We start from the raw sequence: 25,938 nt of genomic DNA, 5'->3' as shown, positions 1-25,938 counted from the left end.
GTGTCTTCCCCCACCTCCGAGAGCCCCCGCGGGTCGTCCCGCGGCAAGCGGGCCGCCGAGCGGCCGCCGTCGCGGCTGCGCCGGAAGCGGCAGGTGGAGCCCAAGCTGAAGGCCGAGCCCGCTCCTGAGGCCACCCCGGCCCCGCCACCGTCCGCCGGCGAGGTCACCGGCCCGACGCTCCCTCCCGAGGGTCCGCGCCGCTCCCTGCTGGTCGCCTGGCTCGGCGTGCTGCTGCTCGGCACCGCGGCGCTGGTCTGGTCGGCGCTCAGCGGGATCTTCAGCGGCACCTCGACCCTCACCGAGCTCGCGCCGGCACCGGAGTGGCTCGACGGGGCCGGCGCGGTGGCCGTGGCGACCGCCCTGTCCTGGCTGCTCGCCACCCGTACGGGGGGCCGGGCCCTCGTCTCCGCCGGGCTGGCGCTGGTCCTCGGCGTCGCCAGCCTGCTCATCGGCGGGCGGGTCCTGCCCACTGGCGCCGCGGTGATGACGTGCGTGGTCGGCAGTGTGTACGCCGTCATGGTGACCGTGCCCGCGATCACGTGGTGGAAGGCGGTGCGCGAGGCACTCGTGGCGACTCTGGTCTCCGCGATCACGGCGTTCGCGGCCGTGGGCTTCGAGCCGACGGTGGCCCCCGAGCGCTTCGACATCGCCGCGCTGCTCGTGGCCCTGGCCCTGGTGATCACCATCGTCTACCGGCTCGGTGCCGGCCTCCACGGCCTGGGCCGTCGCGGGCTCATCGCGGTCGCGATCGGGCTCGCCGTGCTCGTCGGCACGTTGGCGTACGCCGAGCTCCTGCGCCGCTACGGCGCCCAGTCCTTCGTCTCCTCCGTCCTCGACTTCGCCGACGAGACGTCCGAGCGGATCGGTGCCTTCCCCCGTCCTCTCGTCGTGTTCCTCGGCATCCCCGCGCTGGTGTGGGGCACCCACGTCCGCGCCCGCCGCCGGCAGGGCTGGTGGGTCTGCGCCTTCGGTGTCGCGGCGACGGTCCCCCTGGCCTCGGGCCTGGTCGCCCCGGACAGCTCCTACCTCGAGGCCGCCCTGCGCGTGGCGTACTCCCTCGTCCTCGGGCTGCTGGTCGGCTACCTCGTCATCCGGGCGGACCTGGCGTTGACCGGCCCCAAGGGCCGTGGCGCTCGCCGGGCCGAAGAGGCGGGTCCGCACCGTCCCGAGCCGAGCCGGTTCGCCGAGCTCTGAGCCCGGGTCCGGGCCGCGCAGCCGGGCGGGACTGGTGATCGGCGGCTACGCCTGGGTAACCGTTAGCGTCGGAGGCATGGCCCGCTCCACGTCCCTCGAGATCGTCTCCGAGCTGGTCGCCAACGTGCTGAGCATCGAGGTGGCCGAGGGCGATCGCGTCGAGGCCGGCGACACCGTCGTGCTGCTGGAGTCGATGAAGATGGAGATCCCGATGCTGGCCGAGCGCGCCGGCACGGTGACCGCGATCAAGGTGACGGTCGGCGACGTCGTGCAGGACGGCGACGTGCTCGTCGTGCTCGACTGAACGCCTCGCGCCTCCGACGGGCCTGTCACCGACGCCCCACTAGGGTCGTGACATGGAGTTTCGATACCTCGGCAACAGCGGACTGAAGATCTCTGAGATCACCTACGGCAACTGGCTCACCCACGGCTCCCAGGTGGAGAACGACGTCGCCACGCAGTGCGTGCGCGCGGCGCTGGACGAGGGCATCTCGACCTTCGACACCGCCGACGTCTACGCCAACACCGCCGCGGAGACGGTGCTCGGCGAGGCGCTGAAGGGCGAGCGTCGCGAGTCGCTGGAGATCTTCACGAAGGTCTACTGGCCCACCGGCCCGAAGGGCAAGAACGACACCGGCCTGTCCCGCAAGCACATCATGGAGTCGATCAACGGCTCGCTGCAGCGGCTCCAGACCGACTACGTCGACCTCTACCAGGCGCACCGCTACGACGTGGAGACACCGCTGGAGGAGACGATGCAGGCCTTCGCCGACGTCGTACGCCAAGGCAAGGCGCTCTACATCGGCGTCAGCGAGTGGACCGCCGACCAGATCCGCGCCGGCGTCGAGCTGTCCAAGGAGCTCGGGTTCCAGCTGATCTCCAGCCAGCCGCAGTACTCGATGCTGTGGCGGGTGATCGAGGAGGAGGTGGTGCCGACCTCCGAGGAGCTCGGCGTCTCCCAGATCGTCTGGAGCCCGATCGCGCAAGGTGTGCTCACCGGCAAGTACCTCCCCGGCCAGGCGCCGCCCGCGGGCTCCCGCGCCACGGACGACAAGGGTGGCGCCGACATGATCTCGCGCTGGATGAGGGACGACGTCCTCACCGCGGTGCAGGACCTCAAGCCGATCGCCGACGACTGCGGCCTCACCATGGCCCAGCTCGCGGTGGCGTGGGTGCTGCAGAACGACAACGTCGCCGCCGCCCTCGTCGGCGCCTCTCGCCCCGAGCAGGTCGCCGACAACGTCAAGGCCGCCGGAGTCAAGCTCGACGTGGACGTCATGAAGCGCATCGACGAGGCCCTCGACCCGGTCGTCGTCCGCGACCCCGGCAAGACGGCCGAAGGGACGCCGAAGGGCCGCGTGGTCTGACGTACGCCGTACGCACTCCGCGCGCCGCCTGTTCATCAAGGTATGTCGTCGAACCCGCACCTCCCCGGGTCAATTGATCGAGGGAAGTGCGGGTTGACCGACATACCGTGATGAAGCGTCGGGGATCAGACGCCGGCTCAGGTGGTGATGCCGGCGTGGTCCACGGCCCACGCTGCACCACGCTCGACGGTGCCGGCGAGGTCCACCACCGAGACGTCGAGGCTCGCCCACGTGTGGGGTTCGGGGACGTACGTCACGCCTCGCAGGGTGCGATCGAACTGCACGTGTGTCTCTGGTGAGGGGACGTCGGAGACGCCGCGCCGTTCAGCGATCCGTCGCCGCACCGTCTGATCATCGCTCACGAGCGCGAGGAAGTGCACGACCTCGTCGGTGACCGCGGCGAGGACCTGATCGGGCAGGCAGATGCACGGCACCACGGGCACCAGTCCGTTCGACCTCACCTCCCCGCACACGGCCAGCACGAAGCGCCAGAACCCGACGTAGTCCCGACGTCCGTACGCCGTCGCGGCCGCGCCGCGGCCGAGCACGTCGCCGTCGACGACCAGCAGCCCCGGCCGGCCGCGGAGGTGGTCGCCGATGGTCGACTTGCCGGTCGCTGCCGCGCCGGTGATCACGAGCACCACCGGCTCAGCCTCCCACCCGGCGTACGCCCGACGGCCACGTGTCCGAGTAGCTGCCCCTCGTCCGGCTGCATCATGGGCCAGATCTCGGACACGTGTCCGGTGTCGGGCTCACAACCGGCGCGTGACGCGGTAGCGCACGAACGCCGGCACGGCGAGTGCGGCGACGACCGTGAACACCACGACCAGCACCCCGCCACCCGCCGCGGCGACGGCGGCACCGGTCGCTGCGGCGGTGGCGCCGTGGGCCACGTCGGCGATGCGCGGGCCGCCGACGACCACGACGAGGAAGATCCCTTGGAGCCGGCCGCGGACCTCGTCGGCCGCGGCGTGCTGCAGCATGGACATGCGGAAGGCGGCGGACGCCATGTCGGCCGCGCCGCCGATCGCGAGCATGAGGACCGCCACGCCGAGCATCACGCCGGGTGCGTACGACGCGAGCATCGCCGCGACGCCGAAGCCGGCCATGGCGAGTCCCCACACGAGGATGGCGACGACCACGGCGAGGCCCTGGCGCTCGACGTGCGAGACCCAGCCCGACAGCACGCCGCCGATCACGGCTCCTGCTGGGATGGCCGCGAAGAGCAGCGCGAACGCGAGGCCGCCTCCGCTCGGGCCGCCGAAGTCGAGGTCGGCCATCTCGGGGAAGAGCGCCCGCGGCATGCCGAAGACCATCGCGATGATGTCGACGACGAACGACATCATCAGCACCGGCTGGGTGCGGAGGTAGCGGAAGCCGTCGACGACCGCCGAGATGCCGGGCGTCACGGTCGCGCCGATGACCGGCAGCGGCGGGAGCCGTACGACGGCGCTCAGCGTCGCGAAGAGCGTGATGGTGTCCAGCAGGTAGAGCCACGAGAACCCGATCAGCGGGATCAGGGCGCCACCGACGAGCGGCCCGGCGATGCCACCGGCCTGCATCACCGTCATGTTGAGCGAGTTGGCAGCAGGCAGCAGGTCGTCGTCGAGCAGGCGTGGCAGCAGCGCGGACCTCGTCGGCTGGTTGACCGCGAAGAACGCCTGCTGCACCGCGAAGAGGGACAGCAGGAGCCACACGTCCTCGGCGCCCAGCGCCGCCTGCAGCCAGAAGCCGGCCGAGGTGAGGATCAGCCCGGTCGTGGTGATCATCAGCAGCGTGCGCCGGTCGAAGACGTCGGCCAGGGCGCCACCCCACAGCCCGAACACCACCAGCGGCACCAGGCCGAAGACACCCGTCAGGCCGACGTAGGCGGACGAGCCGGTCATGACGTAGATCTGGGCCGGTACCGCCACCACGGTGAGCTGCGCACCGATGACCGTGACGATGTTGGCCTGCCAGAGCCGCCTGAAGTGCGGGTTGGCGAGCGGGCGGGTGTCCGCCAGCAGTCGCCTCTCCACCACCGCAGGCTAGGGCAGCCGGATCTCATGCCCGCGAGACGGTCCCTCTCGGGACAGCGAGGTCGTGGCCTATCATCGCCGTATGGCGATGAAAGCAGCAGAAGGGTCGGTCGAGCTGGCCGACGACACCGTCAGCCTCACCGCCGCAGCCTGTCTCTTCCACGGGTTCTCCGACCCCTCGCGCCTCTCCATCGTGCGGCACCTGGCCCTGGGCGAGCACCGGGTGGTCGACCTGACCGCCCACCTCGGGCTGGCGCAGAGCACGGTCTCCAAGCACCTCGCCTGCCTCAGGGACTGTGGCCTGGTGTCGTCGCGTCCCCAGGGCCGGGCCTCCATGTGGTCGCTCGAGCACCCCCAGGCGGTGATGGATCTGCTGGCCTCCGCCGAGAGGCTGCTGTCCCTGACCGGTGACGCCGTGACGTTGTGCGCGACCTACGGCTCCGAGTCACTGCCCGGGGAGACGGCATGACCGCACCCGCCACGCAGCCCCTCGCCCTAGCGGACCGAGCACGGTGGGGCCGTCGCGCCCAGCTCCTCGCCGCGGCGTCGGTGTCCTACAACGTGGTCGAGGCCGTCATCGCGATCGCCGCCGGTCTCGTCGCGGGCTCCGTGGCCCTCGTCGGTTTCGGCCTGGACTCGATCGTCGAGGTCGCGAGCGGGCTCATCGTGCTGTGGCAGTTCCGCCACCCACTGCCCGAGTCGCGCGAGCGTACGGCGCTCCGGCTGATGGCGATCTCGTTCTTCGCGCTGGCGGCGTACGTCGCGGGCGAGTCCGTGCGCGCGCTCGTGGTCGGGCACGCCCCGGACCCGTCCCAGGTCGGCATCGGGCTGGCCGTCGCGTCGTTGGCCGTCATGCCTTTCCTCTCGTGGGCGCAGCGGCGCACCGGCAAGGCGCTCGGCTCCAACGCTGTCGTCGCCGACTCCACGCAGACGTTGCTGTGCACCTACCTCTCCGCCGTCCTGCTGCTCGGCCTCGTGCTCAACGCGACGCTGGGGTGGCACTGGGCCGACTCGGTCGCGGGCCTGGTCATCGCCGTCGTGGCTGTCAAGGAGGGCCGCGACGCGTGGCGCGGTGAGGGCTGCTGCGGGCCTATCGGCCACGCCCACACCGGCGAGTGCGAGGACTGCGCAGGTGCAGCCTGCTCGTGCGGATCCGCGGGCCCCCAGCTGGTGACCATCACGTCCCCGCGCGGAGACGTCAACGGACGCGGCGGATCGTGATGGGTGCGGGACACGGGCACGGCCACGCCGGCGGCCGGCACCGGTGGCGCCTCGGCGTTGCCTTCGGTCTCGTCGCGGCGTTCTTCGGGGTCGAGCTCACCGCCGGGCTCCTGAGCGGGTCGCTGGCGTTGGTCTCCGACGCGGGCCACATGGCAGCCGACGTGGTCGCCCTCGGTGCCGCGCTCGTCGCGACGAAGATCGCCACCCGCCCCGACGGCACCGGTCGGCGTACGTATGGCTCCTACCGCGCCGAGGTGTTCGCCTCCGGCTTCACCGTCCTGATCATGCTCGGCGTCTCGGTGTACGTCGTCGTGGAGGCGGTCGGCCGGATCGGCCAAACGGTCGACGTGTCCTCGGGCCCGATGATCGTGGTCGGAGCCGTCGGGCTCCTGGTCAACCTCGTCTGCCTCGCGCTGCTGCGCGGCGGAGCGCACGAGTCGATCAACGTCAAGGGCGCCTACCTCGAGGTGATGGCCGACGCCGCCGGCAGCGTCGGGGTGCTCGTCGCCGGCCTCCTGGTGGTGGTCACCGGAGCCGGGCAGTGGGACACCGTGGTCGCCGTCGCGATCGGCGCCTTCGTCGCGGTCCGTGCGGTCCTGCTGGGCAGGGAGGTCCTCGCCGTCCTGGGCCAGCACGCGCCGCACGACGTCGACCTCGACGCCGTCGTGCGCGACCTCGAGGGCGTGCCGGGAGTGGCTGAGGTGCACGACCTCCATGCCTGGACCCTCACCTCTGGGATGAACGTGGCCACCGCGCACCTCGTCCTCCGGGTCGGTGCCGACTCGCAGGCAGTCCTCGCCGGCGCCCAGACCGCACTGCGCGAGTGGCACGCCATCGAGCACGCCACGCTGCAGGTCGAGGTCACGCCGGCGACGGAGTGCCACGAGGCGACCTGGTGAGAGTGACCCTCCCGACTGGCGTTAGTCGAGCGTCTCACTTGACTTATCTCCCGGGGAAGGGTTCGGTGCAGCCATGTCCTCGTCCACGCAGACCCGCGACGTGATCCCGCTCCGGGAAGCCACGAAGGCCTGGTTCGCGATCTCTCTGCAGACCTTCGGCGGACCGGCCGGCCAGATCGCGGTGATGCAGCGGACCCTCGTGGACGAGAAGCGCTGGATCGGCCAGCAGCGGTTCCTCTTCGCGCTGTCCTACTGCACGTTGCTCCCGGGCCCCGAGGCGCAGCAGCTGGCGACGTACGTCGGGTGGTTGCTCAACGGCGTCAAGGGCGCGCTGGTCGCCGGCATCCTCTTCGTGCTGCCGGGTGTGGTCGCGCTGCTCGTGCTCTCCGGGGTCTACGTCGCCTACGGCGAGACGACGCTCGTCGAGTCGCTGTTCCTGGGCCTCGCGCCGGCGGTCATCGCGATCGTGGTGCAGGCGGTCATCCGGGTCGGCCGCAAGGGGCTCGGGCACCCTGCGCTCGTCGCGATGGCGGTGGTCTCGTTCGCGGCGCTCACGTTCTTCGGGGTGCCGTTCCCGGTCGTCGTGCTCGCTGCCGCCGGGATCGGCTGGGTGCTGGGTCGCCGCATGCCGACGCTCACCAAGCCCGTGAAGGCCGCGGTCGACGACGGCCCGGAGCCGCTGATCAGCGACGACGCGCTGCACACCGAGCGCCCCTCGGGTCGTCGGGCGGCCCTGACCCTGGTCGTCGGCCTGCTGGTGTGGTTCGTGCCCGTCGCCGCGGTGGCTGTCCTGTTCGGCCGCTCGAGCATCTTCGTCGACCAAGGTGTGTTCTTCTCCGGAGCGGCACTGGTGACCTTCGGCGGGGCGTACGCCGTCCTCGCCTACGTCGCCCAGCAGGCGGTCGAGGTCTACGGCTGGCTCGCGCCGGGCGAGATGGTCCGCGGACTGGCGCTGGCCGAGACCACGCCGGGGCCACTGATCATGGTCGTGCAGTTCGTCGCGTTCGTCGGCGCCTACCGCTCACCCGGCGATCTGGACCCGTGGGTCGCGGCGGTCATCGCGGCGCTGCTGACCACGTGGGTGACGTTCGTGCCGTGCTTCCTGTTCATCCTGCTGGGTGCCCCGTACGTCGAGCGCCTCCGCGGCAACCGCGACCTGGCCGCCGCCCTGGCGGGCATCACCGCGGCCGTCGTCGGCGTGATCGCCAGCCTCGCGGTCTTCTTCGCCCTGCACACGCTCTTCGGCGAGACCGGTCGCGTCACCGCCGGCCCGCTCGACCTGGAGTACCCGCACCTGGCATCGGTCGAGTGGGCGGCCCTCGCCATCACTGGGCTGGGCTGTGCGCTCGTCTTCTGGCGCAAGTGGTCCGTGCTCCGCACGCTGGGCGCGTGCGCGCTGGCGGGCATCGTGCTGGGACTGGCGCTGGCGGCCTGAGCCGGGGCCGCCGGCGAGCGGCTCGCTCAGGCGTCCTCGGGCAGGAGCATCTTCCCGACGTAGGGCACCACGTCGGCGATGGAGTCCACGACCATCGTCGGCCGGTAGGGGAAGTTCTGCACCTGGTGGCGCTCTGTCGCGCCCGTGGCCACCAGGATCGTGCGCAGGCCGGCCTCCAGGCCGCTGATGATGTCGGTGTCCATGCGGTCGCCGATCATGACGGTGGTCTCGGAGTGGGCCTCGAGCCGGTTGAGCGCGCTCCGCATCATCAGCGGGTTGGGCTTGCCGATGAAGTAGGGCGCGCGTCCGGTGGCGGTGCTGATGAGGGCCGCCACCGACCCCGTGGCCGGCAGCATCCCCTGCGAGCTCGGCCCGCTCGGGTCGGGGTTGGTCGCGATGAAGCGCGCGCCGTCGTTGATCAGGCGGATGGCGCGGGTGATCGCCTCGAAGGAGTAGGTCCGGGTCTCGCCGAGCACGACGTAGTCAGGCGACTGGTCGGTCATGACGTAGCCGATGTCGTGGACGGCCGCGGTGAGCCCCGTCTCGCCCACGACGTACGCCGACCCGCCCGGACGCTGGTCGTCGAGGAACTGCGCGGTCGCCAGCGCGGAGGTCCAGATCGAGTCCTCGGGCACGTCGATGCCGCTGCTGCGCAGCAGTCGCACCCGGAGGTCGCGCGGGGTGAAGATCGAGTTGTTCGTGAGGACGAGGAACGGGATGTCCTGCTCACGGAGCGCCGCGATGAACTCCTTGGCCCCCGGGATCGGGTCCTCCTCACGCACGAGGACTCCGTCCATGTCGGTGAGCCAGGTGCGGACGGGGCGGGGGGATTCGGTCACGGGCCCCATTGTCGAGCATGCCTGAAGCGCTCGCAGCCGGTGGGACGCACATCACGGCGCCGAGGGATTGGATCGTTCCAATGATCTCGGCACACTGGAAGGACAGCACCGACCCCCGAGGAGGGATCATGCGTCTGATCGACGAGCTCAACGAGCTCCACGCCCACCACGCCCGCAACGTCGAGGCCGCCGTGGCCAACGACGACTTCGCAGCAGCGGAGGCCTTCGCCCAGGCCTACGAGGACGAGGCCGTCCAACTGATGGCGGAGCGCGAGAACCTGACCCACCTGCTCCCGCTCCAGCCCTTCGGCACGCGGGAGAGCGCGCTGCGCCGCGCCGTACGACGCCTCGGCATCAGCCGGGCGGCCTGACCCGTCGCTCTAGCGGGTCGGGTCGATCATCGTCATGCCGGCGACCGAGGTGCGGTCGAAGGCAGGCAGCAACCGGGCGGCCTCCTCCAGGCCGATGGTCCGCTCGATCAGCCTCTGCGGCTGCAGCTCCCCGGTCTCGATGAGCGCCAGCATCTCCGGGTAGTCCGTAGCAGCCATGCCGTGGCTGCCGAGGAGATCGAGCTCCCATGCGATGACCCGTGCCATCGGCACTCGCGGATGCCCCTCGAGTGGTGGCAGCAGCCCGACCTGGGCGAGGCGGCCCCTGCGGCGGAGGCTCAGGATGGCGTTGGCGCACGTCTGCTCGCTGCCGACGGCGTCGACCGCGACGTGGCTGCCACCGGGGACGAGTTCGTCGACGGCCGACGCGATGTCGCTGCCGTCGGCCAGCAGGGTGTGGTCCGCCCCGAGCTCGGTGGCGACGGCGAGGGCCCCCGGGTTGCGGTCCACGGCGATGACGTGGGCGCCCAGGGCGCGGGCGATCATCACCGCGCTGAGCCCGACCCCTCCGGCGCCGACGACGGTGACCCACTCGCTCGCGGCCAGGCGGGCTCGCCCGACGAGCGCGCGGTAGGCAGTGGCGAAGCGGCATCCGAGACCGGCCGCAGTGGCGAAGTCGACCTGTTCGGGGATCGCGACCAGGTTGGTGTCGGCGGCGTGCAGCGCGACGTGCTCGGCGAACGAGCCCCAGTGGGTGAAGCCGGGCTGCTCCTGGTCGGGACAGACCTGGGCATTCCCCGACCGGCACCACTCGCAGCGACCGCAGCCGCAGACGAAGGGGACGGTGACCCGGTCGCCGATCTTCCACCTGGCGACGCCCTGACCGATCTCGACCAGCTCGCCGGCGAGCTCGTGGCCGGGCACGTGCGGGAAGGTGACGTCGTCGTCGTGTCCGGCCCAGGCGTGCCAGTCGCTGCGGCACATCCCGGTCGCCACGACGCGTACGACGACACCGCCCTCGGGTGCCGTCGGGCGGGGCACCTCGCGGACCTCGGGTTGCGACGTGGCTTGGTCGACGACGACTGCGCGCATGGCGCCATCCTCGCTCACGCGGGCGGGGCGACCATGGCGTCGGCCTGCCCGGACGCAAGCAGTGCCTCGGACACGAACCCGCTTGCCTTGAGGTCCTCCACGACTGCGCGCAGGAACGCCACGGTGTCCGGGTGACGCCCTTTCGTGGTGCCCACTGCCTGCTGGATCTGCATGAAGCGATCCTCGATCAGGCGCATGTCCGGGTGCGCCTGGACGAAGGTGGTCATGGGTTGGCGGATTCCCGCCGCCACGTCCAGCCCCTCGGCGAGGAATACGTCGACGCCCTCCTCGCCTCGGACCACGGTGGCGTGCTGGAGGGTGCGGGCGAGATAGAGGTCGTAGGCCGAGCCGCGCTTGACCCCGATACGCACACCGGCCTGGTCGACGTCAGCAGGCGTCTGAGCGGCGGCGCCTGCGGGGACCGCGAAGACACCTTCGATCACGACGTACGGTGCGGTGAACGCGACCTCGGCCTCACGTGCGGGCTCGATCGCCAGGAAGCAGATGTCAGCCTCGCCTGCCGTCATCGCCTCGAAGGACTTGCGCGCCGCGTCGAAGCAGACCAGCTCGACCGGAAGGTCCAGCCGCGCCCCGAGCTCACGTGCGATGGCGACCGTGACGCCGCTGGGCTGCGCTGCGGTTCCTTGCGCCAGCACGGGGTTGCCCAGGTTGATCGAGGCGCGGAGCGCACCGGTCGGCGCAAGGTCGGTGGCGATGTCCGTGCTGGGCGTCATGCGCCCGAGACTAGGTCTCCCGGGACGACGATCGGGCCGGCCCGCGAGGGACCGGCCCGATCGGCTGGCGGTGACGGAGGGATTTGAACCCTCGGTGGACTTGCGCCCACAAACGCTTTCGAGGCGTTCTCCTTAGGCCGCTCGGACACGTCACCGCGCCGAACGTTACTAGAGGGTGAGCTCCACCCGAAAAACGAGGGCGGTCCAGCCCGTGGCCGGTTGCCGTGGTCAGCGAGCGCGTACGACGGTAGTTTGCGGCCCACGCAGGCGCCTGCGCACAGCGCAGGGGAAAGGAGCGGTCCGACCGTGACTGCCGTCCGACGTGTCCGTGATCTCGCGAGGTCCGCCCTGCCCCGGTCGGTGGGGGAGCGGCTGCCCGCCGCGCCGCCGCAGGAGGTGACCGAGCTCCTCCACGACAAGCGCTTCCAGCGCGCGGTCGCGGAGGCGGCCGAGGAGCAGGGGCGCCCGGAGGAGGAGGTCTGGTCGGAGGTCAAGGGCTACCTCCACGAGATGTCGGCGGCCCACGACGACCGCGCCTCGCAGGGCTGGGCCCGCATGGGGGAGTGGTTCCTCAGGGCGTACGACGTCCTGGTCGACGAGGAGGAGATGCACAAGCTGCGGCAGGTGGACCGCTCCCACAGCCTCGCGCTCGCCTTCAGCCACCGCTCCTACCTCGACGGCATGGTCATCCCCAACGTGCTGATGGCGCGGCGCTTCTCGCCGACCTACACCTTCGGCGGGGCCAACCTCAACCTGCCGCTGATCGGCTCCATCGCCAGCCGCACCGGCGTCATCTTCATCCGGCGGGCGACGCAGGAGATCCCGGTCTACCGCCTGGCCCTGCGCTCCTACATCCGCCAGATGGTGGTCAACAAGCGCAACCTGGCGTGGTCGATCGAGGGCGGGCGCACCCGCACCGGCAAGCTGCGCCCACCGGTGCACGGCATCCTCAAGTACCTCACCGACACGGTGCAGGGCGACGGGGAGGGCGACGAGGCGCCGGACGTCCAGGTGGTGCCCGTCTCGGTCGTCTACGACCAGCTGCACGAGGTGTCCTTGATGACCGCGGAGGCTCGCGGCGCCAGCAAGACACCGGAGGACTGGCGCTGGCTGGTGCGCTTCGCCCGGCTGCAGCGCAACCGCCTCGGCCGGGCCTACCTCACCGTCGGCGAGCCCTTCTCGCTGCGCGACAGGCTCGACGAGCTGGCGGCGGAGGGCATCACCGGGCACCAGGCCGTCGAGCGGGTCGCGCTCGACATCTCCCACCGGCTCAACCGCGCCACCCCGGTGACGGTCACCGCGATCGTCTCGCTCGCCCTGCTCGGCGCCGACCGTGCCCTGACCGTCGACGAGGTGCTCGACACCGTCGAGCCGCTGGCCACCTACATCGAGGCGCGGCGCTGGCCGGTCGCCGGTGCCGCCGACCTCCGCGACCGCTCGACGATCCGCCGGGCGCTGGCCGAGCTGGCCCGCAGCGGCGTGCTGGCGACGTACGACGGCGGCAGCGAGCCGGTCTGGAAGATCGATGACGACCAGCACCTGGTCGCCGCGTTCTACCGCAACACGGTCATCCACATCCTCGTCGAGCGCGCGATCGGAGAGCTCGCACTGCTGACCGTCAGCGAGCTCGAGCCCGACGCCGAGCTGCCCGAGGGTGGCCCGCTGCAGGTGGGCTGGGAGGAGGCCAAGCGGATGCGCGACCTCCTGAAGTTCGAGTTCTTCTTCCCCGGCCGCGCCGGCTTCGAGGCCGACCTGCGCACCGAGCTCGAGCTGCTCGTCGGCGAGGACGTCACCGACATGGCGCCCGAGCGGGCCCGCGAGCTGCTGGTGAGCGCACGCCCGCACCTGGCCCACCTGGTGCTGCGCCCGTTCCTCGACGCCTACCTCGTGCTCGCCGACCGCCTCGCCGACCGCGGCGACAGCCCCGTCGAGGAGGACGACCTGATGGCCGACGCCCTCGCCGTGGGCCATCAGTGGGCGCTGCAGCGCCGCGTCGCGAGCGCGGAGTCGATCTCGCTCGAGCTCTTCCGCACCGCCGTGGCGCTCGCCCGCCACAAGGGGCTGCTCGAGGGTGGCGAGGGGATCGGCACGGCCCGGGAGGCCTTCGCGGCCGAGCTGCGCGACTCCGTGCGCCGGGTCAACATCATCGGCGAGATCGCGGCCGGCGTGGCGACGTCCGCCCCCTCCCAGCCGCGCCACCGGCAGGAGAGCCGGTGAGCGGGCTCTCCGCCGACGCACAGGTTGCGATCGAGGCGATCGAGGCCGGCCCGCAGGGGCCGTCCGTCGGCGCCTTCTTCGACCTCGACGGCACGCTGGTCGCGGGCTACACGGCGGCCACGTTCTACGGCGACCGGCTCAAGGGCCGCGAGGTGTCGCCGGCCGAGTTCCTGCGGACCGTGGTGACCGCGGTCGACGGGGAGCTGGGCGGCGACCCCACCCGGATCGCGCACGTCGCGTTCTCGGCGATGCGCGGGGAGTCCGAGGAGGCGTTCGCCGACCTCGGGGAGCGGCTCTTCCGCTCCAAGATCGCCGGCACCATCCGCCGCGAGTCGCGCGCGCTCGTCCTGGCCCACCAGCGGGCGAGGCATACCGTGGCGGTCGCCTCGGCGGCGACGAAGTACCAGATCGCCCCGGTCGCCCGCGACCTCGGTGTCGAGCACCTCATCTGCACCCGGCTCGTGGTCGAGGACGGGCAGTTCACCGGCGCCACCCACGGCCCGATGCTCTGGGGCCGGCACAAGGCCAGCGGCGTACGAGCCTTCGCTCGGGAGCACGGCGTCGACCTCGCCGAGTCCTACGCCTACGGCAACGGCTACGAGGACGTCGCCTTCCTCTCCTCCGTCGGGCACCCCACCGCCCTCAACCCGCACCGCGACCTCCGGGCGGCGGCTGCCCGGCTGGGCTGGCCGGTGCTCGACCTCAGCGACCCCGTCGGCGGCTCCCTCGTCGCGGCCGGGCGCACCGCGGCCGCACTCGCCGCGATGAACTCCGGCGTCGTCTCCGGCCTGGCCTACGGCCTGCTCCGCCGCGACGCCCGCGAGGGCCGCAACCTCGCCGTCAAGCTCGCCACCTCGCTCCCGATGGCGCTGGCCGGGGTGACGATGGACGTCCAGAACCGCGAGCGGCTCTGGACCCACCGGCCGGCCATCTTCGTGGCCAACCACCAGAGCTCGCTCGACATCCCGGTCCTGGGAGCCCTGCTGGAGCGCGACTTCACGATCGTGGCCAAGAAGGAGGCGCGGTGGGACCCGCGCGCCATCGTCGGCTCGGTGGTCATCGACCCCGCCTACATCGACCGCTCCGACTCCGCGTCGGCCCGCGCCACCCTGGCCGGGGTCGTCGAGCGCATCCGCGCCGGCACGTCGCTGATGATCTTCCCGGAGGGCACCCGCTCGGCCACGCCCGTGCTCGGCCCGTTCCGCAAGGGCGCCTTCCACCTTGCCGCGCAGGCTGGCGTGCCGGTCGTGCCCGTGGTGCTGCGCAACACCGGTGAGCTGATGCGGCGCAGCTCCCTGGTGCTCAACCCCGGCGTCGTCGACGTGTGCGTGCTCGAGCCGGAGACCGACTGGAACGAGGACGACATGAGCGAGCGGATCGCCGCCCTGCACACCAAGTTCGAGGAGACCCTCGCGAAGTGGCCGGTTCAATGAACGCGCGGGAGGACTTCGAGCGCTGGGGCAGCGCCGCGGCCCTGGCGGCCGCCCCTGAGCTGACGCCCATGGAGACGCTGCTGTGGCGTGCCGAGCGGCACCCCGTCCAGTCGTCCACCACGACCGTGATCATCGACCTCGACCGGGCGCCGGACTGGAAGCGCCTGGTCGCCGCGGCCGAGTGGGGGACCGGGCTCGTACGCCGACTCCGCCAGCGCGTCGTCGAGCCGGTCGTGCCGACCGCCGCGCCGACGTGGGCCGACGACCCCACCTTCGACCTGGGCTACCACCTGCGTCGCGAGCGGGTCTCCAGTCGCGAGGAGATGCTGGCCCAGGCCGCGCAGATCGCGCTGCGCCCCTTCGACCGGTCGCGCCCGCTGTGGGAGGGCGTGCTCTTCGAGGGTGTGGGAGAGGGTGCGGCGTACGTCCTCAAGATCCACCACGCACTGGCCGACCCGCTCGGCACGGTCCAGCTCCTGTCGATGCTGCAGTCCGGCAAGCGCAGCCACACCGCCCGCAAGCCCGTGGCCGACGACGACGTCGCCGCCCCGGCGGACGCCGATCCCGTCGACCTCGCCGTCTCGGGCCTGCGCACCGGCCTCGCGACCCTGCCCGAGGTGGCCCTGGCGACGGCACGCACCCTCGGCCACGCAGCCACCCGACCGCAGGCCGTGGTCGCCTCCACGCTGCACTACGCAGCCTCCGTCCGCCGCCTCCTCACCCAGGCCGCGCCCCCCTCACCGGAGCTGACGCCGCGCACGGGCCGGATGTGGTCCTTCCTGACCCTCGATGCCCCGCTCGAGCCGTTGCGCACCGTGGCCCGGCAGGGAGGCGGCACGCTCGACGACGCGGCGGTCGCGCTGGTGCTCGGAGGCCTCCGCCGCTACCACGCGCGGCGTGGCAGCACGCTGCCCGAGATCCCGGTCGGCGTGCGGGTCTCGCTCGACCGCGCCGACGACCTCGGCAACCGCTTCAAGGGCGCGCTGATCTCCGGACCGCTCGCGATCGAGGACCCCGTCGACCGGGTCGCGGCCGTGCGGGGCGAGGTGTTGTCGCTGCACACCGAACGGGCGCTGGAGGTGCTCGACGCAGCCGCCCCGGCCCTCAACCGGCTGCCGTCGTTCGTCGGCGCCTCGGCGCTGCGCACCGCCGCGGTCCCCGACGCCTTCGTGCTGACGCTGCCCGGCCCGCCGCGACGGCGCTACATGGCCGGCGCGGAGGTGCAGGGGATGTACGTCCTCGGGCCGCTCCCCGGCGCCGCGCTGACCGTGTGCCTGGTGACCGTCGGTGACACCGCCTGCATCGGCGTCAACGTCGACGCCAGCGCGGTCGCTGACATGGCCGACCTGGCCGCGTGCCTGGCGGAAGGTGTCGACGAGATGGTCTCCGCCGCACCATCGAGCAGTGATCAGTCGCCGGTCGGGCCGATGTAGAGGAGCATCCGGTAGTCGACGCCGTCCTCGATGTTGCGGAAGCCGTGCCGCTCGTAGAACCGGCGGGTGTCGACGTCCACCTCGTCGACGCCGATGTGCATCTCCGGTGAGCCCACCTCGAGCACGAGCCGACGGGAGAGGTCGAGGAGCTGGGTGCCGATGCCCTGTGACCGCAGCTCGGGCACGACGTAGAGCTCCTCGAGCTGCGAGACGGGGCCGTCGTACCAGATGGCCGGGCGCAGGCTCAGGAAGGCGAAGCCCACAGGCGTGCCGTCGCCGTCCTCCGCCAGCACGGCCACGACCTCGTCGAGCGCCAGCAGCCGGGCGAACCGCGCCGCCAGCACGTCGGCGTCGTCGGTCTCCGTCTCGAACTCCGTGTTGAAGTCCCACAGCAGAGCGCCCAGCACGTCGGCGTCGTCCGGGGTGGCCCGGCGGACCTTGCTCATCTGACCTCCCGCGAGCGGTGCCGGGCGAAGAACCCGTCGAGCAGGGCGGTGGACTCCGCCGCGAGGACGCCTGCGACGACCTCGGGGCGGTGGTTGAGCCGACGGTCGCGGACCACGTCCCACAGCGAACCGGCCGCGCCCAGCTTGTCGTCGTACGCACCGAAGACGAGGCGGTCCACCCGGGCGAGGACGAGCGCCCCGGCGCACATCGTGCAGGGCTCAAGGGTGACGACCAACGTGCAGCCGGTGAGCCGCCACTCGCCACGTGCGGCCGCTGCTGCGCGCAGCGCGACGATCTCGGCGTGGCCGGTGGGGTCGCCCTCGGCCTCGCGAGTGTTGCGGCCGGTGCCGATGACGGTCCCGGTCGCGTCGACGACCACGGCTCCCACGGGTACGTCGTCGCCCGCGAGCGCGGCCTGCGCCTGGGCCAGGGCCAGGCGCATGGGGTCGTCCCACGTCATGCAGCGGTCCACATCGCGACGGGCCAGGTCATGCGGGGTCCCTGCGGCGTTGTTCGGGGGAGCGCAGCGGAGGAGAAGAACGTCGTGGGGTGCTCATGCTGACGTCAGGCCGACGGCGTCGTCGAAGAGCTCGCCGAACCCCAGCTGGCGCGCGATCTCGGAGAGCATCTCGTCGGGGTAGAGCTCGACGTCGTCCAGCAGGGCACCCATGTCGATGGCGTGGAGCCCCAGGTCGTCGAGCAGGCCCAGGTCGCCCGCGGGCACCTCGACGTCGTCGTCCTCCGGCGGGGGCAGCCCCAGGAAGGCGACGGCCGACTGGGCCAGCTCCCACTGGTCGGCGGCCGTGACGTCGGAGAGCAGCACCCGGGTCGTCGACCCGGCGACCCGCACGAGGACGAAGAAGTCCTCGTCGACGGCGACCATCGCGACGCCGCCCGCGTCGCCGGCCACCTGGCGCAGGGCATGACCCAGGGCCTCGATCGAGTCGTAGGCGGGGGAGGCGATCTCCTGCACCTGCCAGGCGCCGTCCCGGAGGAACGCGGCCAGCGCGAAGTCGACCTCACCGACGTGCTCGGACACGAAGCGACCTCCCCACAGGCTGCGGACTCCTCCAATGTCCCACGAAGCCGCGGGTCCGCCAACCTCTTTCCCGCCACTGTCTGCCGGGACGGGCCACCACTAGGGTTGCCCCCATGCGCCTGCACGTGGTGAACCACCCCCTCGTCTCCCACAAGCTCACCGTCCTGCGCAACCAGGACACCGACTCGCCGACCTTCCGTCGCCTGACCGACGAGCTGGTCACCCTGCTGGCCTACGAGGCCACCCGCGAGGTGCGGGTGGAGCCGATGGACATCACCACCCCGGTCGGCCCGACGACGGGCGTCCACCTGGCCCAGCCCAAGCCGATGGTCGTGCCGATCCTGCGCGCCGGTCTGGGCATGCTCGACGGCATGATGCGGCTGCTGCCGACCGCCGAGGTCGGCTTCCTGGGCATGGTCCGCAACGAGCAGACGCTGGCGGCATCGACGTACGCCGAGCGCCTGCCCGAGGACCTGTCGGGTCGCCAGTGCTACGTCCTGGACCCGATGCTCGCGACCGGCGGCACCCTCGCGGCGGCCATCCAGTTCCTCACCATGCGCGGCGCCGACGACATCACCGCCATCTGCCTCCTCGCCGCCCCCGAGGGCGTCGACAACCTCGAGGCCGCGCTCGGCGACCACGCCGTCCCGGTCACCGTGGTGACCGCGGCGATGGACGAGAAGCTCAACGACAAGGGCTACATCGTGCCGGGCCTCGGCGACGCGGGCGACCGGTTGTACGGCGTCGCCCACTGACCCTTCCCCGTGAGTCGAGTGCTCAACCCGTCGTAGTGCGAGCGAGCGCGAGCACTCAACTGCGGGGTACGCCGAGTGCAACGAGGTCCTCGATGAGCCGCTCGGGGTCGTGGCGGACCTCCCACGCGGTGCACTGGACGAGGATGCGTCCCTCGCCCGAGAGCCGACGGTTCCGGGCGCGGTCATCGGTGGCCTGAAGGACGTCGTCGTGGAAGGCGCCGTCGATCTCGAGCATCACCACGATGCCGTTCGGCAGCCGCCACTCGTTGTCGGTGTAGCGCTTGCGTCCGCGGCTGTCGAGACGGACGCGTTGGCTGGTCGGCAGCTGCAGGCCGTATGTGCGGCAGGCGCGGCGGAAGTCGACCTCGGCGAGCGACTGTGCCCCGTCGGTGACGTCACCGAGGAGGTCGCGAAAGTGCCGAGCCCGGCGCAAGGGCGCCAGGAGAGTGATCCACTCGAGGAGCTCGTCCGGGGTCGTGAGCCGCTGCTGGACCGTGGCTGTGACGGCGCCCAGCGCGGTGCGCAGGTGGGGTTCGGTCGAGGCGAACAGGAGCACAGCCGGAGCCACCTTGCAGACCGGTAGCTCGCCGCGCCCGACCAGGAGCTTGAAGGAACGACGGGTGCGGAAGAAGCGGTAGCCCGGCAGGGTCTCGTAGCTGAGTGGGTTGCTCACCAGGATGGTGATCTCGTCTCGGGGCCATCGCTTGAGCCCACCCCACTCTGCTGCGTTCAGGCCACCCACCATGGCCGTCGGTCCGGCATGCAGCACCCCCAGCCACAACCGCTGTTCATGCGACAGCGGTCCGGTCGTCGTACTGACCACGCCGCTGCTCCGATGAGCCCATCGCTCCATCGCCACGTGGTGGCGCAGCTCGGACTCGCTGACCCCGAGCGCACGGAGCTGCCTACGCGACAGCAGCCGGCTTGCGCGTCGGCCAACCCACGCCAGAATCGATCCCCCATCGCCCGAGTGTCGGGGGACGGGGGTCTTCGCCGCTGGCGTCGTCCACAGGCGCGGGTCGAGTGCTGGCCCCCGCGGCGGCTACGACGGGTCCAGCACTCAACTCGTCAAGAGACGAGGACGACGTGGAGGGTGCGGGGGCCGTGGACCCCTTCGACGCGGTCGAGCTCGATGTCGCTGGTGGCGGACGGTCCGCTGATCCAGGTGAGGGGTCGCGCGGGGTCGAGCAGGGCGATCGCATCGGGGACGTCGGCGACGACCTGGCCCGCGTCGACGATGCAGACGTGGAGGTCGGGGACCAGGCTGATGGCCCTCCGCCCCTGGTCGGGGGCGTGGTCGAGCACGATGGTGCCGGTCTCGGCGATGCCGACCCGCGCTCGGGTCACGACGGCGTCGAAGCGGTCGAGCTCGTAGGCGGTGAAGCCGTCGTCGGTGACCGCGCCGGGCAGGTCGAGGTCCAGCCCGGGAGGTACGACCGCCCGCGCGCCGTCGAGCACCTGGGCCACGACCCCGGCCAGGTCGGGCGCGGCACAACGGGTCACCACGGCGCGGTAGTCCTCCACCCGCTCCACGAAGAGGGCGGCGAGGTCGCCGCGGTCAGGTACGCGCGGGGCGGGCGGGACGGCGTACGCCGGCTCGACCCCGTCGAGGGCGGAGCGGACCTTGGCCAGGATCTCGTCGCGGGCGCTCACGACCCGCCTCCGTCCTGGCCGCCGTCGGTGCCCCCGTTGGTACGCAGCCACCAGGCCCGGAAGGACTCAGCCGGCGGGGCGGGGAGGTCGCGGGCGGAGGTCCACCCGGCCGCGGGGCCGGGAAGGCGGCCCGCAGCCGCCTGCCCACCGGGCAGGGTCGTACGGGAGAACCGGCCGAGAACCCGCCCGGCCAGGCCGGACGCCTGCTCGGCGCGGGCGAGACGTCGGGCCGAGGAGAAGGTCCAGGCGGCGCCCTTCATCGCGACTGCCTCCGGCTTGGGGATCCGGTCGTCGCGGTGGGAGTCGACGACGGCGGCGCGCTGGTCGACGAGGACCGAAGGGATGTCGATGCGCACGGGGCAGACCTCGAAGCAGGCGCCGCACAGGGTGGAGGCGTAGGGCAGGGACGCGGTCTGGGGGTCGGTGACGCCGTTGAGGAGCGGGTTGAGGATGGCGCCGATGGGGCCGGGGTAGACCGAGCCGTAGGCGTGTCCGCCGACGCGTTCGTAGACCGGGCAGACGTTGAGGCAGGCAGAGCAGCGGATGCAGCGCAGGGCCTGGCGTCCGACGTCGTCGGCCAGCGCACGGGTGCGGCCGTTGTCGAGGAGCACGACGTGCACCTCCTGGGGACCGTCGCCGGGCGTCACGCCGGACCACGTGGAGGTGTAGGGGTTCATCCGCTCACCGGTGGAGGAGCGGGGCAGCAGCCGCAGCATCGGGTCGAGGTCGGCCCAGGTGGCGACGACCTTCTCGATGCCGACGACGCTGATGAGCACCTCGGGCAGGGTCAGGCACATCCGGCCGTTGCCCTCGGACTCGACCACCACGAGGGTGCCGGTGTCGGCGACGGCGAAGTTGGCGCCGGAGACCGCGACCTTGGCCCGCAGGAACTTCTCGCGCAGGTGCTCGCGCGCGGCTCCGGCGAGGGCGGCCGGCTCGTCGCTGAGGCCGTCGGGAGCGGGCCGGCCCACGGCGCCCATGCGGCGGCGGAAGATCTCGCGGATCTCGGCGCGGTTGCGGTGGATCGCCGGGACCAGGATGTGTGAGGGCAGGTCCTCGCCGAGCTGCACGATGAGCTCGGCCAGGTCGGTCTCCCAGGCGGCGATGCCATCGGCCTCCAAGGCCTCGTTGAGTCCGATCTCCTGCGTGGCCATCGACTTGACCTTCACGACCTCGTCCGCGCCCTGGGCCTTGGTCACGGACGCGACGATCGCGCACGCCTCCTCGGCGTCCCGGGCCCAGTGCACCGTCGCGCCGGCCCGGGTCAGGGAGTCCTCGAGGGTCTCGAGGTGCGTGGCGAGGTCGCGCAGCGCGGCCTCCTTGACGCCTGCGCCGGCGAGCCGCAGCTCCTCCCACTCCTCGACCTCGGCGACCACCTTGGCGCGCTTGTCGCGGATGGTGCGGGTGGCGTGGGCGAGGTTGCGCCGCAGCTGCGTGTCGCCCAGCGCCTCGCGGGCGGCGGTCGGGAAGGCGGGCATCCCGACGAAGGTGCCGCTCATGCCGTTGCCGCCAGGATCTCGGCCAGGTGCATGACTCGTACGCCGGCGCGCTGGCGCGAGAGCATCCCGCCGATGTGCATCAGGCAGGAGTTGTCGCCGGCCACCAGGACCTCCGCACCGGTGTCGCGGACGTGACGGGCCTTGTCGGCGCCCATCGCGACCGACGTGTCGGCGTTCTTCAGCGCGAACGTGCCGCCGAACCCACAGCACTCCGTCGCGTGGGGCAGGTCGACGAGCTCGATCCCGCGGACGTTCTCGAGCAGCTGCTGAGGCCGGTCACCGACACCCAGCATCCGCAGGCTGTGGCACGTCGGGTGGTAGGTCACCCGGTGCGGGAAGTAGGCCCCCACGTCGACCACGCCGAGCACGTCGACGAGGAACTCCGACAGCTCGTAGGCCCGCGGCGAGGTGTCCGCGACCGCGGCCACCAGCCCCGGATCACCCGAACGCCGTGCCACGAGCGCGTGCTGGTGCCGGACGGACCCGGCACACGACCCCGACGGCGTCACCACCGCGTCATAGCCGGAGAACGCGTCCACGTACGCCCGCACCACCGGCACCGCCTCGTCGAGGTAGCCGGTGTTGACCATCGGCTGGCTGCAGCAGGTCTGGGCGGCCGGGAAGTCGACCTCGACCCCGAGGCGGCGCAGCAGCCGGACGACCGCCTTCCCCGTATCGGGGAACATGGCGTCGTTGACGCAGGTGATCTGGAGGGCGACCCTCACGCCTCGACATCCTTCCACGCACGCGCGTGCGGCTCGTATCGGCGGAGGTGCTGGGTGCGCGCGATCAGCGCCCGCAGGTCGCCGAGCCCGCCGCGTACGGCCCCAGCGGCGCGGGCCTGCACCAGCACGTTGCCGAGGGCGGTCGCCTCGACCGGTCCGGCGACCACCGGCAGGCCGGTGCCGTCGGCGATCGCCTGGCACAGCAAGGTGTTCTGGCTGCCGCCGCCGACGACGTGCACCACCTCGACCCGCTTGCGCGCGAGGCGCGACGCCGTCGTCAGCGCCTCGGCGTACGCCGCCGCGAGCGACTCGACGATGCAGCGCACGATGCCGGCCGCGTCGCTCGGCGCGGCGACGTCGTGCTCGGCGCACCACGCCGCGATCCTGGCTGGCATGTCGCCGGGCGGCACGAAGCGCGGGTCCTGGACGTCCACGACCGGCACGGGACCAGTGACGTCCCCGGCTGCCGCAAGCAGGGCGGGCAGGTCGTCGCGGCCCCACGCCCGCAGCGACTCGCTGAGCAGCCAGGTGCCCATCACGTTGGTGAGGAACCGGGTCGTCCCGTCCACCCCGCCCTCGTGGGTGAAGTTGGCCAGCCGGCTCTCCTCGGTGAGCACCGGCTCGTGGAGCTCGAGCCCGACGAGGCCCCAGGTGCCGAGGGAGACGTACGCCGCCTCCGCCCGCTCGAAGGGCACCCCGACCACCGCGGACGCGGTGTCGTGGGAGCCCACGGCGACCACCGGCAGGCCCGGGGCGCCGACGGCCTCGCCGACCTCCGGGAGGAGGGTGCCGACGGTCGTGCCGGGGTCGACCAGGTCGGCCAGGAGCGAGCGGGCGATGCCGAGCCGGGCGATGACCTCGTCGTCCCACTCGCGGGTGCGGACGTCGAGCAGACCGGTCGTCGAGGCGTTGGTGCGCTCGGCAGCCTCGACGCCGGTCAGCCAGTAGGCCATCAGGTCGGGCACGAGCAGCAGCCGGTCCGCGTCGGCGTGCAACGGATCGGCGGCGAGCTGGAACAGCGTGTTGAACGGCAGGAACTGCAGCCCATTGCGCGCGTACAGCTCCTCGGGCGGGAGCACGTCGTGCACGAGCAGCGGCCCTCGGTCGCTCCGCACCTCGTCGCGGTAGTGGAAGGGATGCCCGAGCAGGCGTCCGTCGCGGAGCAGGCCGTAGTCGACCGCCCAGCTGTCGATGCCGACGCTGGCCAGCCGTCCGGCCGCGGTGTCCGCGGCCAGCCGGCGCGCAGCCGCCAGTCCGGCCAACGTCTGCCGGTGCAGCTCGTGCACGTCCCAGTGCAGGCCGTCCGTGGTGCGGATCGGCTCGTTGCCGAAGCGTGCGGCCGCGTGCAGGCGGAGCACGTCGGGTCCGACCTCGCCCACCATCACCCGGCCGCTCGAGGCCCCGAGGTCGACGGCGGCGACGGCGACGGGTGGTTTCGAGGCTCGCTGCGCTCGCACCTCAACCACCGAAGCGCTCGGTCACCGGAGGAACGCCGCCGCGACCCCGGCGTCCACCGGGACGTGGAGGCCGGTGGTGTGGCTGAGCTCGTCGGAGCAGAGCACGAAGACGGCGTTGGCGATGTTCTCCGGCAGCACCTCGCGCTTGAGCAGGGTGCGCTGGGCGTAGAACTTGCCGAGGTCCTTCTCGTCGACTCCGTAGACGGCCGCCCGCGACGCGCCCCAGCCTCCGGCGAAGATCCCGGAGCCCTGGACGACGCCGTCGGGGTTCACGCCGTTGACCTTGATGCCGTGCTCGCCGAGCTCGGCGGCCAGGAGGCGCACCTGGTGGGCCTGGTCGGCCTTGGCGGCGCCGTACGCGACGTTGTTGGGGCCGGCGAAGACCGAGTTCTTCGACGAGATGTAGACGATGTCGCCGCCGATGCCCTGGTCGATCATCACCTTCGCCGCGGCCCGGGCCACGAGGAACGAGCCCTTCGCCATCACGTCGTGCTGGAGGTCCCAGTCCTTCTCGGTCGTCTCCAGCAGGGAGCGCGACAGGGAGAGCCCGGCGTTGTTGACGACGAGGTCGAGGCCGCCGAAGGCCAGCACGGCAGCGTCGACGGCGGCCTGCACCGCAGCGGCGTCGGAGACGTCGACCTGGACGCCGACGGCGACGTCGGGGCCCCCGATCGCCGCGGCCGCCTCCCGGGCCAACTCCTGCGACAGGTCGGCGATCACGACGCAGGCGCCCTCGGCGGCCAGCTTGACCGCGGTGGCCCGGCCGATGCCGGACGCGGCGCCGGTGACGAGCGCGACGCGCGTCGCGAGCGGCTTGGGCTTCGGCATCCGCTGGAGCTTGGCCTCCTCCAGCGCCCAGTACTCGATACGGAACTTCTCCGACTCGTCGATGGGGGCGTACGTCGACAGGCCCTCGGCGCCGCGCATCACGTTGATGGCGTTGACGTAGAACTCACCCGCCACGCGAGCGGTCTGCTTGTCCTTGCCGTAGCTGAACATGCCCACGCCCGGCACCAGGATGATCAGCGGGTCGGCGCCGCGCATCGCGGGCCACTCGCCCCCGAGCGCCTTGGCGTTGTGGTCGTAGTAGGCCGCGTAGTCGGCGCGGTAGGCCTCGTGCAGCTCGGCGACCCGGGTCCGCACCTTGTCCATCGGGGCGTCCGGGCCGAGGTCGAGCAGCATCGGCTTGACCTTGGTGCGCAGGAAGTGGTCGGGGCACGACGTGCCGAGCTCGGCCAGGCGCGGGGCGTTGCGGCTGGCGAGAAAGTCGAGGACGACCTTGTCGTCGATGAAGTGGCCGACCATCGGGCGGTCCTGCGACGCGACGCCGCGCAGCAGCGGCGCGACCTCGGCGGCGCGGGCACGACGCCTTGCCGGGCTGAGCGGCTCGTACTTCTTCACGCGGGCACCGAACGGGTTCTTCTTCGAGTGCTGCTTGATGTAGCGCTCCGCGGTGCGGATGATCCAGAGCGAGTTCTTGCGCGACTGCTCGCTGGTGTCGCCCCAGGCGGTGATGCCGTGGCCGCCGAGGACGCAGCCGATCGCCCGCGGGTTGGCCTCCTTGATGGCGGCGATGTCGAGCCCGAGCTGGAAGCCTGGCCGGCGCCACGGCACCCACACCACCTTGTCGCCGAAGACCTCCTTGGTCAGGTGCTCACCATCCGCGGCAGTGGCGATGGCGATGCCCGAGTCGGGGTGCAGGTGGTCGACGTGGGCGGCGTCGACCAGGCCGTGCATCGCGGTGTCGATCGACGGCGCGGCCCCGCCCTTGCCGTGGAGGCAGTAGTCGAAGGCCGCCACCATCTCGTCCTCGCGGTCCACCCCGGGGTAGACGTCGACGAGCGCGCGCATCCGGTCCAGCCGGAGCACCGCGAGGCCCGAGGGCGTCAGCGTGCCGAGGTCCCCCCCGGACCCCTTCACCCACAGCAGCTCGACGTCCTCGCCGGTGACGGGGTCCGTCGCAGTGCCCTTGGCCGAGGTGTTGCCACCGGCGTAGTTGGTGTTCTTGGGGTCCGAGCCCAGCCGGTTCGAGCGCTCGACGAGCTCGGCCACAACAGGGCTGGCGGTGGGGTTGAGGTCATTCACGATTGCAGGATTCCTGTTCGGTTTCGCTGGTCGAGGAGGTCGCTCTGGCGACCGTCACGAGACCGGG

General features: G+C 72.0%; 26 protein-coding genes and 1 tRNA gene. 12 read left to right on the top strand and 15 right to left on the bottom strand.

Going from position 1 to position 25,938, the window contains the following annotated elements:
- The 3 genes from J3P44_RS10125 (at position 1) to J3P44_RS10115 (ending at position 2,561) form a co-directional block, all read left to right on the top strand.
- Positions 1-1,194 (top strand): hypothetical protein, encoded by a 1,194-nt coding sequence (locus J3P44_RS10125; protein ID WP_255890216.1) that lies wholly within the window; start codon positions 1-3, stop codon positions 1,192-1,194.
- Positions 1,195-1,270: 76 nt separating this feature from the next.
- Positions 1,271-1,498 carry a biotin/lipoyl-binding carrier protein gene (locus tag J3P44_RS10120; protein ID WP_255890215.1) on the top strand — a complete coding sequence of 76 codons (228 nt, stop codon included), beginning with the start codon at positions 1,271-1,273 and terminating at the stop codon, positions 1,496-1,498.
- A gap of 52 nt (positions 1,499-1,550) precedes the next feature.
- Positions 1,551-2,561 (top strand): aldo/keto reductase family protein, encoded by a 1,011-nt coding sequence (locus tag J3P44_RS10115; RefSeq protein ID WP_255890214.1) that lies wholly within the window; start codon positions 1,551-1,553, stop codon positions 2,559-2,561.
- 137 nt (positions 2,562-2,698) lie between these two features.
- Here the strand turns inward: J3P44_RS10115 and J3P44_RS10110 are convergent, their stop codons facing one another.
- Together J3P44_RS10110 and J3P44_RS10105 are read right to left on the bottom strand one after the other, a co-directional pair.
- Positions 2,699-3,205 carry a nucleoside/nucleotide kinase family protein gene (locus J3P44_RS10110; protein ID WP_255890213.1) on the bottom strand — a complete coding sequence of 169 codons (507 nt, stop codon included), beginning with the start codon at positions 3,203-3,205 and terminating at the stop codon, positions 2,699-2,701.
- A gap of 108 nt (positions 3,206-3,313) precedes the next feature.
- Positions 3,314-4,579, bottom strand: coding sequence for an MFS transporter (locus J3P44_RS10105; RefSeq protein WP_255890212.1), 1,266 nt, complete (start codon positions 4,577-4,579; stop codon positions 3,314-3,316).
- Positions 4,580-4,661: 82 nt separating this feature from the next.
- On the opposite strand from J3P44_RS10105, the gene J3P44_RS10100 reads away from it, so the two are divergent.
- From J3P44_RS10100 to chrA, 4 genes are all read left to right on the top strand, one after another.
- Positions 4,662-5,048 carry an ArsR/SmtB family transcription factor gene (locus J3P44_RS10100; RefSeq protein ID WP_372496552.1) on the top strand — a complete coding sequence of 129 codons (387 nt, stop codon included), beginning with the start codon at positions 4,662-4,664 and terminating at the stop codon, positions 5,046-5,048.
- Positions 5,045-5,800 carry a cation diffusion facilitator family transporter gene (locus J3P44_RS10095; RefSeq protein ID WP_255890211.1) on the top strand — a complete coding sequence of 252 codons (756 nt, stop codon included), beginning with the start codon at positions 5,045-5,047 and terminating at the stop codon, positions 5,798-5,800. Before J3P44_RS10100 ends, J3P44_RS10095 begins: the two co-directional genes overlap by 4 nt.
- Positions 5,800-6,699, top strand: a complete 900-nt coding sequence (locus J3P44_RS10090) for a cation diffusion facilitator family transporter (protein ID WP_255890209.1) — start codon at positions 5,800-5,802, stop codon at positions 6,697-6,699. Before J3P44_RS10095 ends, J3P44_RS10090 begins: the two co-directional genes overlap by 1 nt.
- Before the next feature lie 73 nt (positions 6,700-6,772).
- A complete protein-coding gene (gene chrA, locus J3P44_RS10085; protein WP_255890208.1) occupies positions 6,773-8,134 on the top strand; it encodes a chromate efflux transporter in 1,362 nt (453 codons plus the stop codon).
- A gap of 26 nt (positions 8,135-8,160) precedes the next feature.
- Here chrA and J3P44_RS10080 read toward each other — a convergent pair whose 3' ends face one another.
- Positions 8,161-8,982, bottom strand: coding sequence for an HAD-IIA family hydrolase (locus tag J3P44_RS10080; RefSeq protein WP_255890207.1), 822 nt, complete (start codon positions 8,980-8,982; stop codon positions 8,161-8,163).
- A gap of 119 nt (positions 8,983-9,101) precedes the next feature.
- Here J3P44_RS10080 and J3P44_RS10075 point away from each other — a divergent pair, with 119 nt between their 5' ends.
- The gene (locus tag J3P44_RS10075) at positions 9,102-9,344 is read left to right on the top strand and encodes a hypothetical protein (RefSeq protein WP_255890206.1); all 243 of its coding nucleotides are present in this window, start codon (positions 9,102-9,104) and stop codon (positions 9,342-9,344) included.
- Positions 9,345-9,353: 9 nt separating this feature from the next.
- Here the strand turns inward: J3P44_RS10075 and J3P44_RS10070 are convergent, their stop codons facing one another.
- The 3 genes from J3P44_RS10070 to J3P44_RS10060 all read right to left on the bottom strand — a co-directional run bounded on the left by J3P44_RS10070 (position 9,354) and on the right by J3P44_RS10060 (position 11,283).
- Positions 9,354-10,394 (bottom strand): zinc-dependent alcohol dehydrogenase family protein, encoded by a 1,041-nt coding sequence (locus tag J3P44_RS10070; protein WP_255890205.1) that lies wholly within the window; start codon positions 10,392-10,394, stop codon positions 9,354-9,356.
- A gap of 14 nt (positions 10,395-10,408) precedes the next feature.
- The gene (locus J3P44_RS10065; RefSeq protein ID WP_255890204.1) at positions 10,409-11,128 is read right to left on the bottom strand and encodes a transporter substrate-binding domain-containing protein; all 720 of its coding nucleotides are present in this window, start codon (positions 11,126-11,128) and stop codon (positions 10,409-10,411) included.
- A gap of 65 nt (positions 11,129-11,193) precedes the next feature.
- A tRNA-Ser gene (locus J3P44_RS10060) sits at positions 11,194-11,283 on the bottom strand.
- 151 nt (positions 11,284-11,434) lie between these two features.
- Here J3P44_RS10060 and J3P44_RS10055 point away from each other — a divergent pair.
- The 3 genes from J3P44_RS10055 to J3P44_RS10045 are packed head-to-tail and all read left to right on the top strand — an operon-like array spanning position 11,435 to position 16,211.
- A complete protein-coding gene (locus tag J3P44_RS10055) occupies positions 11,435-13,345 on the top strand; it encodes a lysophospholipid acyltransferase (RefSeq protein WP_255890203.1) in 1,911 nt (636 codons plus the stop codon).
- Entirely contained in the window at positions 13,342-14,778 is a 1,437-nt protein-coding gene (locus J3P44_RS25465) for an HAD-IB family hydrolase (RefSeq protein ID WP_255890202.1), read from the top strand. The genes J3P44_RS10055 and J3P44_RS25465 overlap by 4 nt, the downstream gene beginning before the upstream one ends.
- Positions 14,763-16,211, top strand: a complete 1,449-nt coding sequence (locus tag J3P44_RS10045) for a wax ester/triacylglycerol synthase domain-containing protein (protein ID WP_255890201.1) — start codon at positions 14,763-14,765, stop codon at positions 16,209-16,211. Before J3P44_RS25465 ends, J3P44_RS10045 begins: the two co-directional genes overlap by 16 nt.
- Here J3P44_RS10045 and J3P44_RS10040 read toward each other — a convergent pair.
- From J3P44_RS10040 to J3P44_RS10030, 3 genes are all read right to left on the bottom strand, one after another.
- Complete coding sequence (locus J3P44_RS10040) at positions 16,187-16,657, bottom strand: GNAT family N-acetyltransferase (RefSeq protein WP_255890200.1); 471 nt, start codon at positions 16,655-16,657, stop codon at positions 16,187-16,189. The two genes, J3P44_RS10045 and J3P44_RS10040, sit on opposite strands and share 25 nt — an antisense overlap.
- Entirely contained in the window at positions 16,654-17,118 is a 465-nt protein-coding gene (tadA, locus tag J3P44_RS10035) for a tRNA adenosine(34) deaminase TadA (protein WP_255890199.1), read from the bottom strand. Before tadA ends, J3P44_RS10040 begins: the two co-directional genes overlap by 4 nt.
- A gap of 93 nt (positions 17,119-17,211) precedes the next feature.
- On the bottom strand, positions 17,212-17,697 hold the full coding sequence (locus J3P44_RS10030; RefSeq protein ID WP_255890198.1) for a tRNA adenosine deaminase-associated protein: 486 nt from the start codon (positions 17,695-17,697) through the stop codon (positions 17,212-17,214).
- 113 nt (positions 17,698-17,810) lie between these two features.
- Here J3P44_RS10030 and upp point away from each other — a divergent pair, with 113 nt between their 5' ends.
- Positions 17,811-18,452, top strand: a complete 642-nt coding sequence (gene upp / locus J3P44_RS10025) for a uracil phosphoribosyltransferase (RefSeq protein ID WP_255890197.1) — start codon at positions 17,811-17,813, stop codon at positions 18,450-18,452.
- Between the two features lie 55 nt (positions 18,453-18,507).
- Here upp and J3P44_RS10020 read toward each other — a convergent pair whose 3' ends face one another.
- From J3P44_RS10020 to J3P44_RS09995, 6 genes are all read right to left on the bottom strand, one after another.
- The gene (locus J3P44_RS10020; RefSeq protein ID WP_255890195.1) at positions 18,508-19,125 is read right to left on the bottom strand and encodes a putative endonuclease domain-containing protein; all 618 of its coding nucleotides are present in this window, start codon (positions 19,123-19,125) and stop codon (positions 18,508-18,510) included.
- A 395-nt stretch (positions 19,126-19,520) separates the two neighbouring features.
- Positions 19,521-20,105 (bottom strand): LutC/YkgG family protein, encoded by a 585-nt coding sequence (locus J3P44_RS10015; protein WP_255890194.1) that lies wholly within the window; start codon positions 20,103-20,105, stop codon positions 19,521-19,523.
- The gene (locus J3P44_RS10010) at positions 20,102-21,604 is read right to left on the bottom strand and encodes a lactate utilization protein B (protein ID WP_255890193.1); all 1,503 of its coding nucleotides are present in this window, start codon (positions 21,602-21,604) and stop codon (positions 20,102-20,104) included. Before J3P44_RS10010 ends, J3P44_RS10015 begins: the two co-directional genes overlap by 4 nt.
- Positions 21,601-22,329, bottom strand: coding sequence for a (Fe-S)-binding protein (locus J3P44_RS10005; protein WP_372496551.1), 729 nt, complete (start codon positions 22,327-22,329; stop codon positions 21,601-21,603). Before J3P44_RS10005 ends, J3P44_RS10010 begins: the two co-directional genes overlap by 4 nt.
- A complete protein-coding gene (locus tag J3P44_RS10000) occupies positions 22,326-23,786 on the bottom strand; it encodes a rhamnulokinase (RefSeq protein ID WP_255890192.1) in 1,461 nt (486 codons plus the stop codon). Before J3P44_RS10000 ends, J3P44_RS10005 begins: the two co-directional genes overlap by 4 nt.
- Before the next feature lie 21 nt (positions 23,787-23,807).
- Positions 23,808-25,871, bottom strand: coding sequence for a bifunctional aldolase/short-chain dehydrogenase (locus tag J3P44_RS09995; RefSeq protein WP_255890190.1), 2,064 nt, complete (start codon positions 25,869-25,871; stop codon positions 23,808-23,810).
- Positions 25,872-25,938: the final 67 nt, after the last annotated feature.

Origin of the sequence: Nocardioides astragali, assembly GCF_024436375.1 — a bacterium.
In the GTDB taxonomy this organism is placed as follows: Bacteria; Actinomycetota; Actinomycetes; order Propionibacteriales; family Nocardioidaceae; genus Nocardioides; species Nocardioides astragali.
Note: the sequence above shows the minus strand (reverse complement) of the source record. Positions and strands in the feature narration are given on the sequence as shown.

Excerpts from the sequence above, each read along its gene's own strand:
- J3P44_RS10120 (WP_255890215.1), top strand. The coding sequence starts at position 1,271 with ATGGCCCGCTCCACGTCCCTCGAGATCGTCTCCGAGCTGGTCGCCAAC.
- J3P44_RS10115 (WP_255890214.1), top strand. The coding sequence starts at position 1,551 with ATGGAGTTTCGATACCTCGGCAACAGCGGACTGAAGATCTCTGAGATC.
- J3P44_RS10100 (WP_372496552.1), top strand. The coding sequence starts at position 4,662 with ATGGCGATGAAAGCAGCAGAAGGGTCGGTCGAGCTGGCCGACGACACC.
- J3P44_RS10095 (WP_255890211.1), top strand. The coding sequence starts at position 5,045 with ATGACCGCACCCGCCACGCAGCCCCTCGCCCTAGCGGACCGAGCACGG.
- J3P44_RS10090 (WP_255890209.1), top strand. The coding sequence starts at position 5,800 with ATGGGTGCGGGACACGGGCACGGCCACGCCGGCGGCCGGCACCGGTGG.
- chrA (WP_255890208.1), top strand. The coding sequence starts at position 6,773 with ATGTCCTCGTCCACGCAGACCCGCGACGTGATCCCGCTCCGGGAAGCC.
- J3P44_RS10080 (WP_255890207.1), bottom strand. The coding sequence starts at position 8,982 with ATGGGGCCCGTGACCGAATCCCCCCGCCCCGTCCGCACCTGGCTCACC.
- J3P44_RS10075 (WP_255890206.1), top strand. The coding sequence starts at position 9,102 with ATGCGTCTGATCGACGAGCTCAACGAGCTCCACGCCCACCACGCCCGC.
- J3P44_RS10070 (WP_255890205.1), bottom strand. The coding sequence starts at position 10,394 with ATGCGCGCAGTCGTCGTCGACCAAGCCACGTCGCAACCCGAGGTCCGC.
- J3P44_RS10065 (WP_255890204.1), bottom strand. The coding sequence starts at position 11,128 with ATGACGCCCAGCACGGACATCGCCACCGACCTTGCGCCGACCGGTGCG.
- J3P44_RS10040 (WP_255890200.1), bottom strand. The coding sequence starts at position 16,657 with ATGAGCAAGGTCCGCCGGGCCACCCCGGACGACGCCGACGTGCTGGGC.
- tadA (WP_255890199.1), bottom strand. The coding sequence starts at position 17,118 with ATGACGTGGGACGACCCCATGCGCCTGGCCCTGGCCCAGGCGCAGGCC.
- upp (WP_255890197.1), top strand. The coding sequence starts at position 17,811 with ATGCGCCTGCACGTGGTGAACCACCCCCTCGTCTCCCACAAGCTCACC.
- J3P44_RS10010 (WP_255890193.1), bottom strand. The coding sequence starts at position 21,604 with ATGAGCGGCACCTTCGTCGGGATGCCCGCCTTCCCGACCGCCGCCCGC.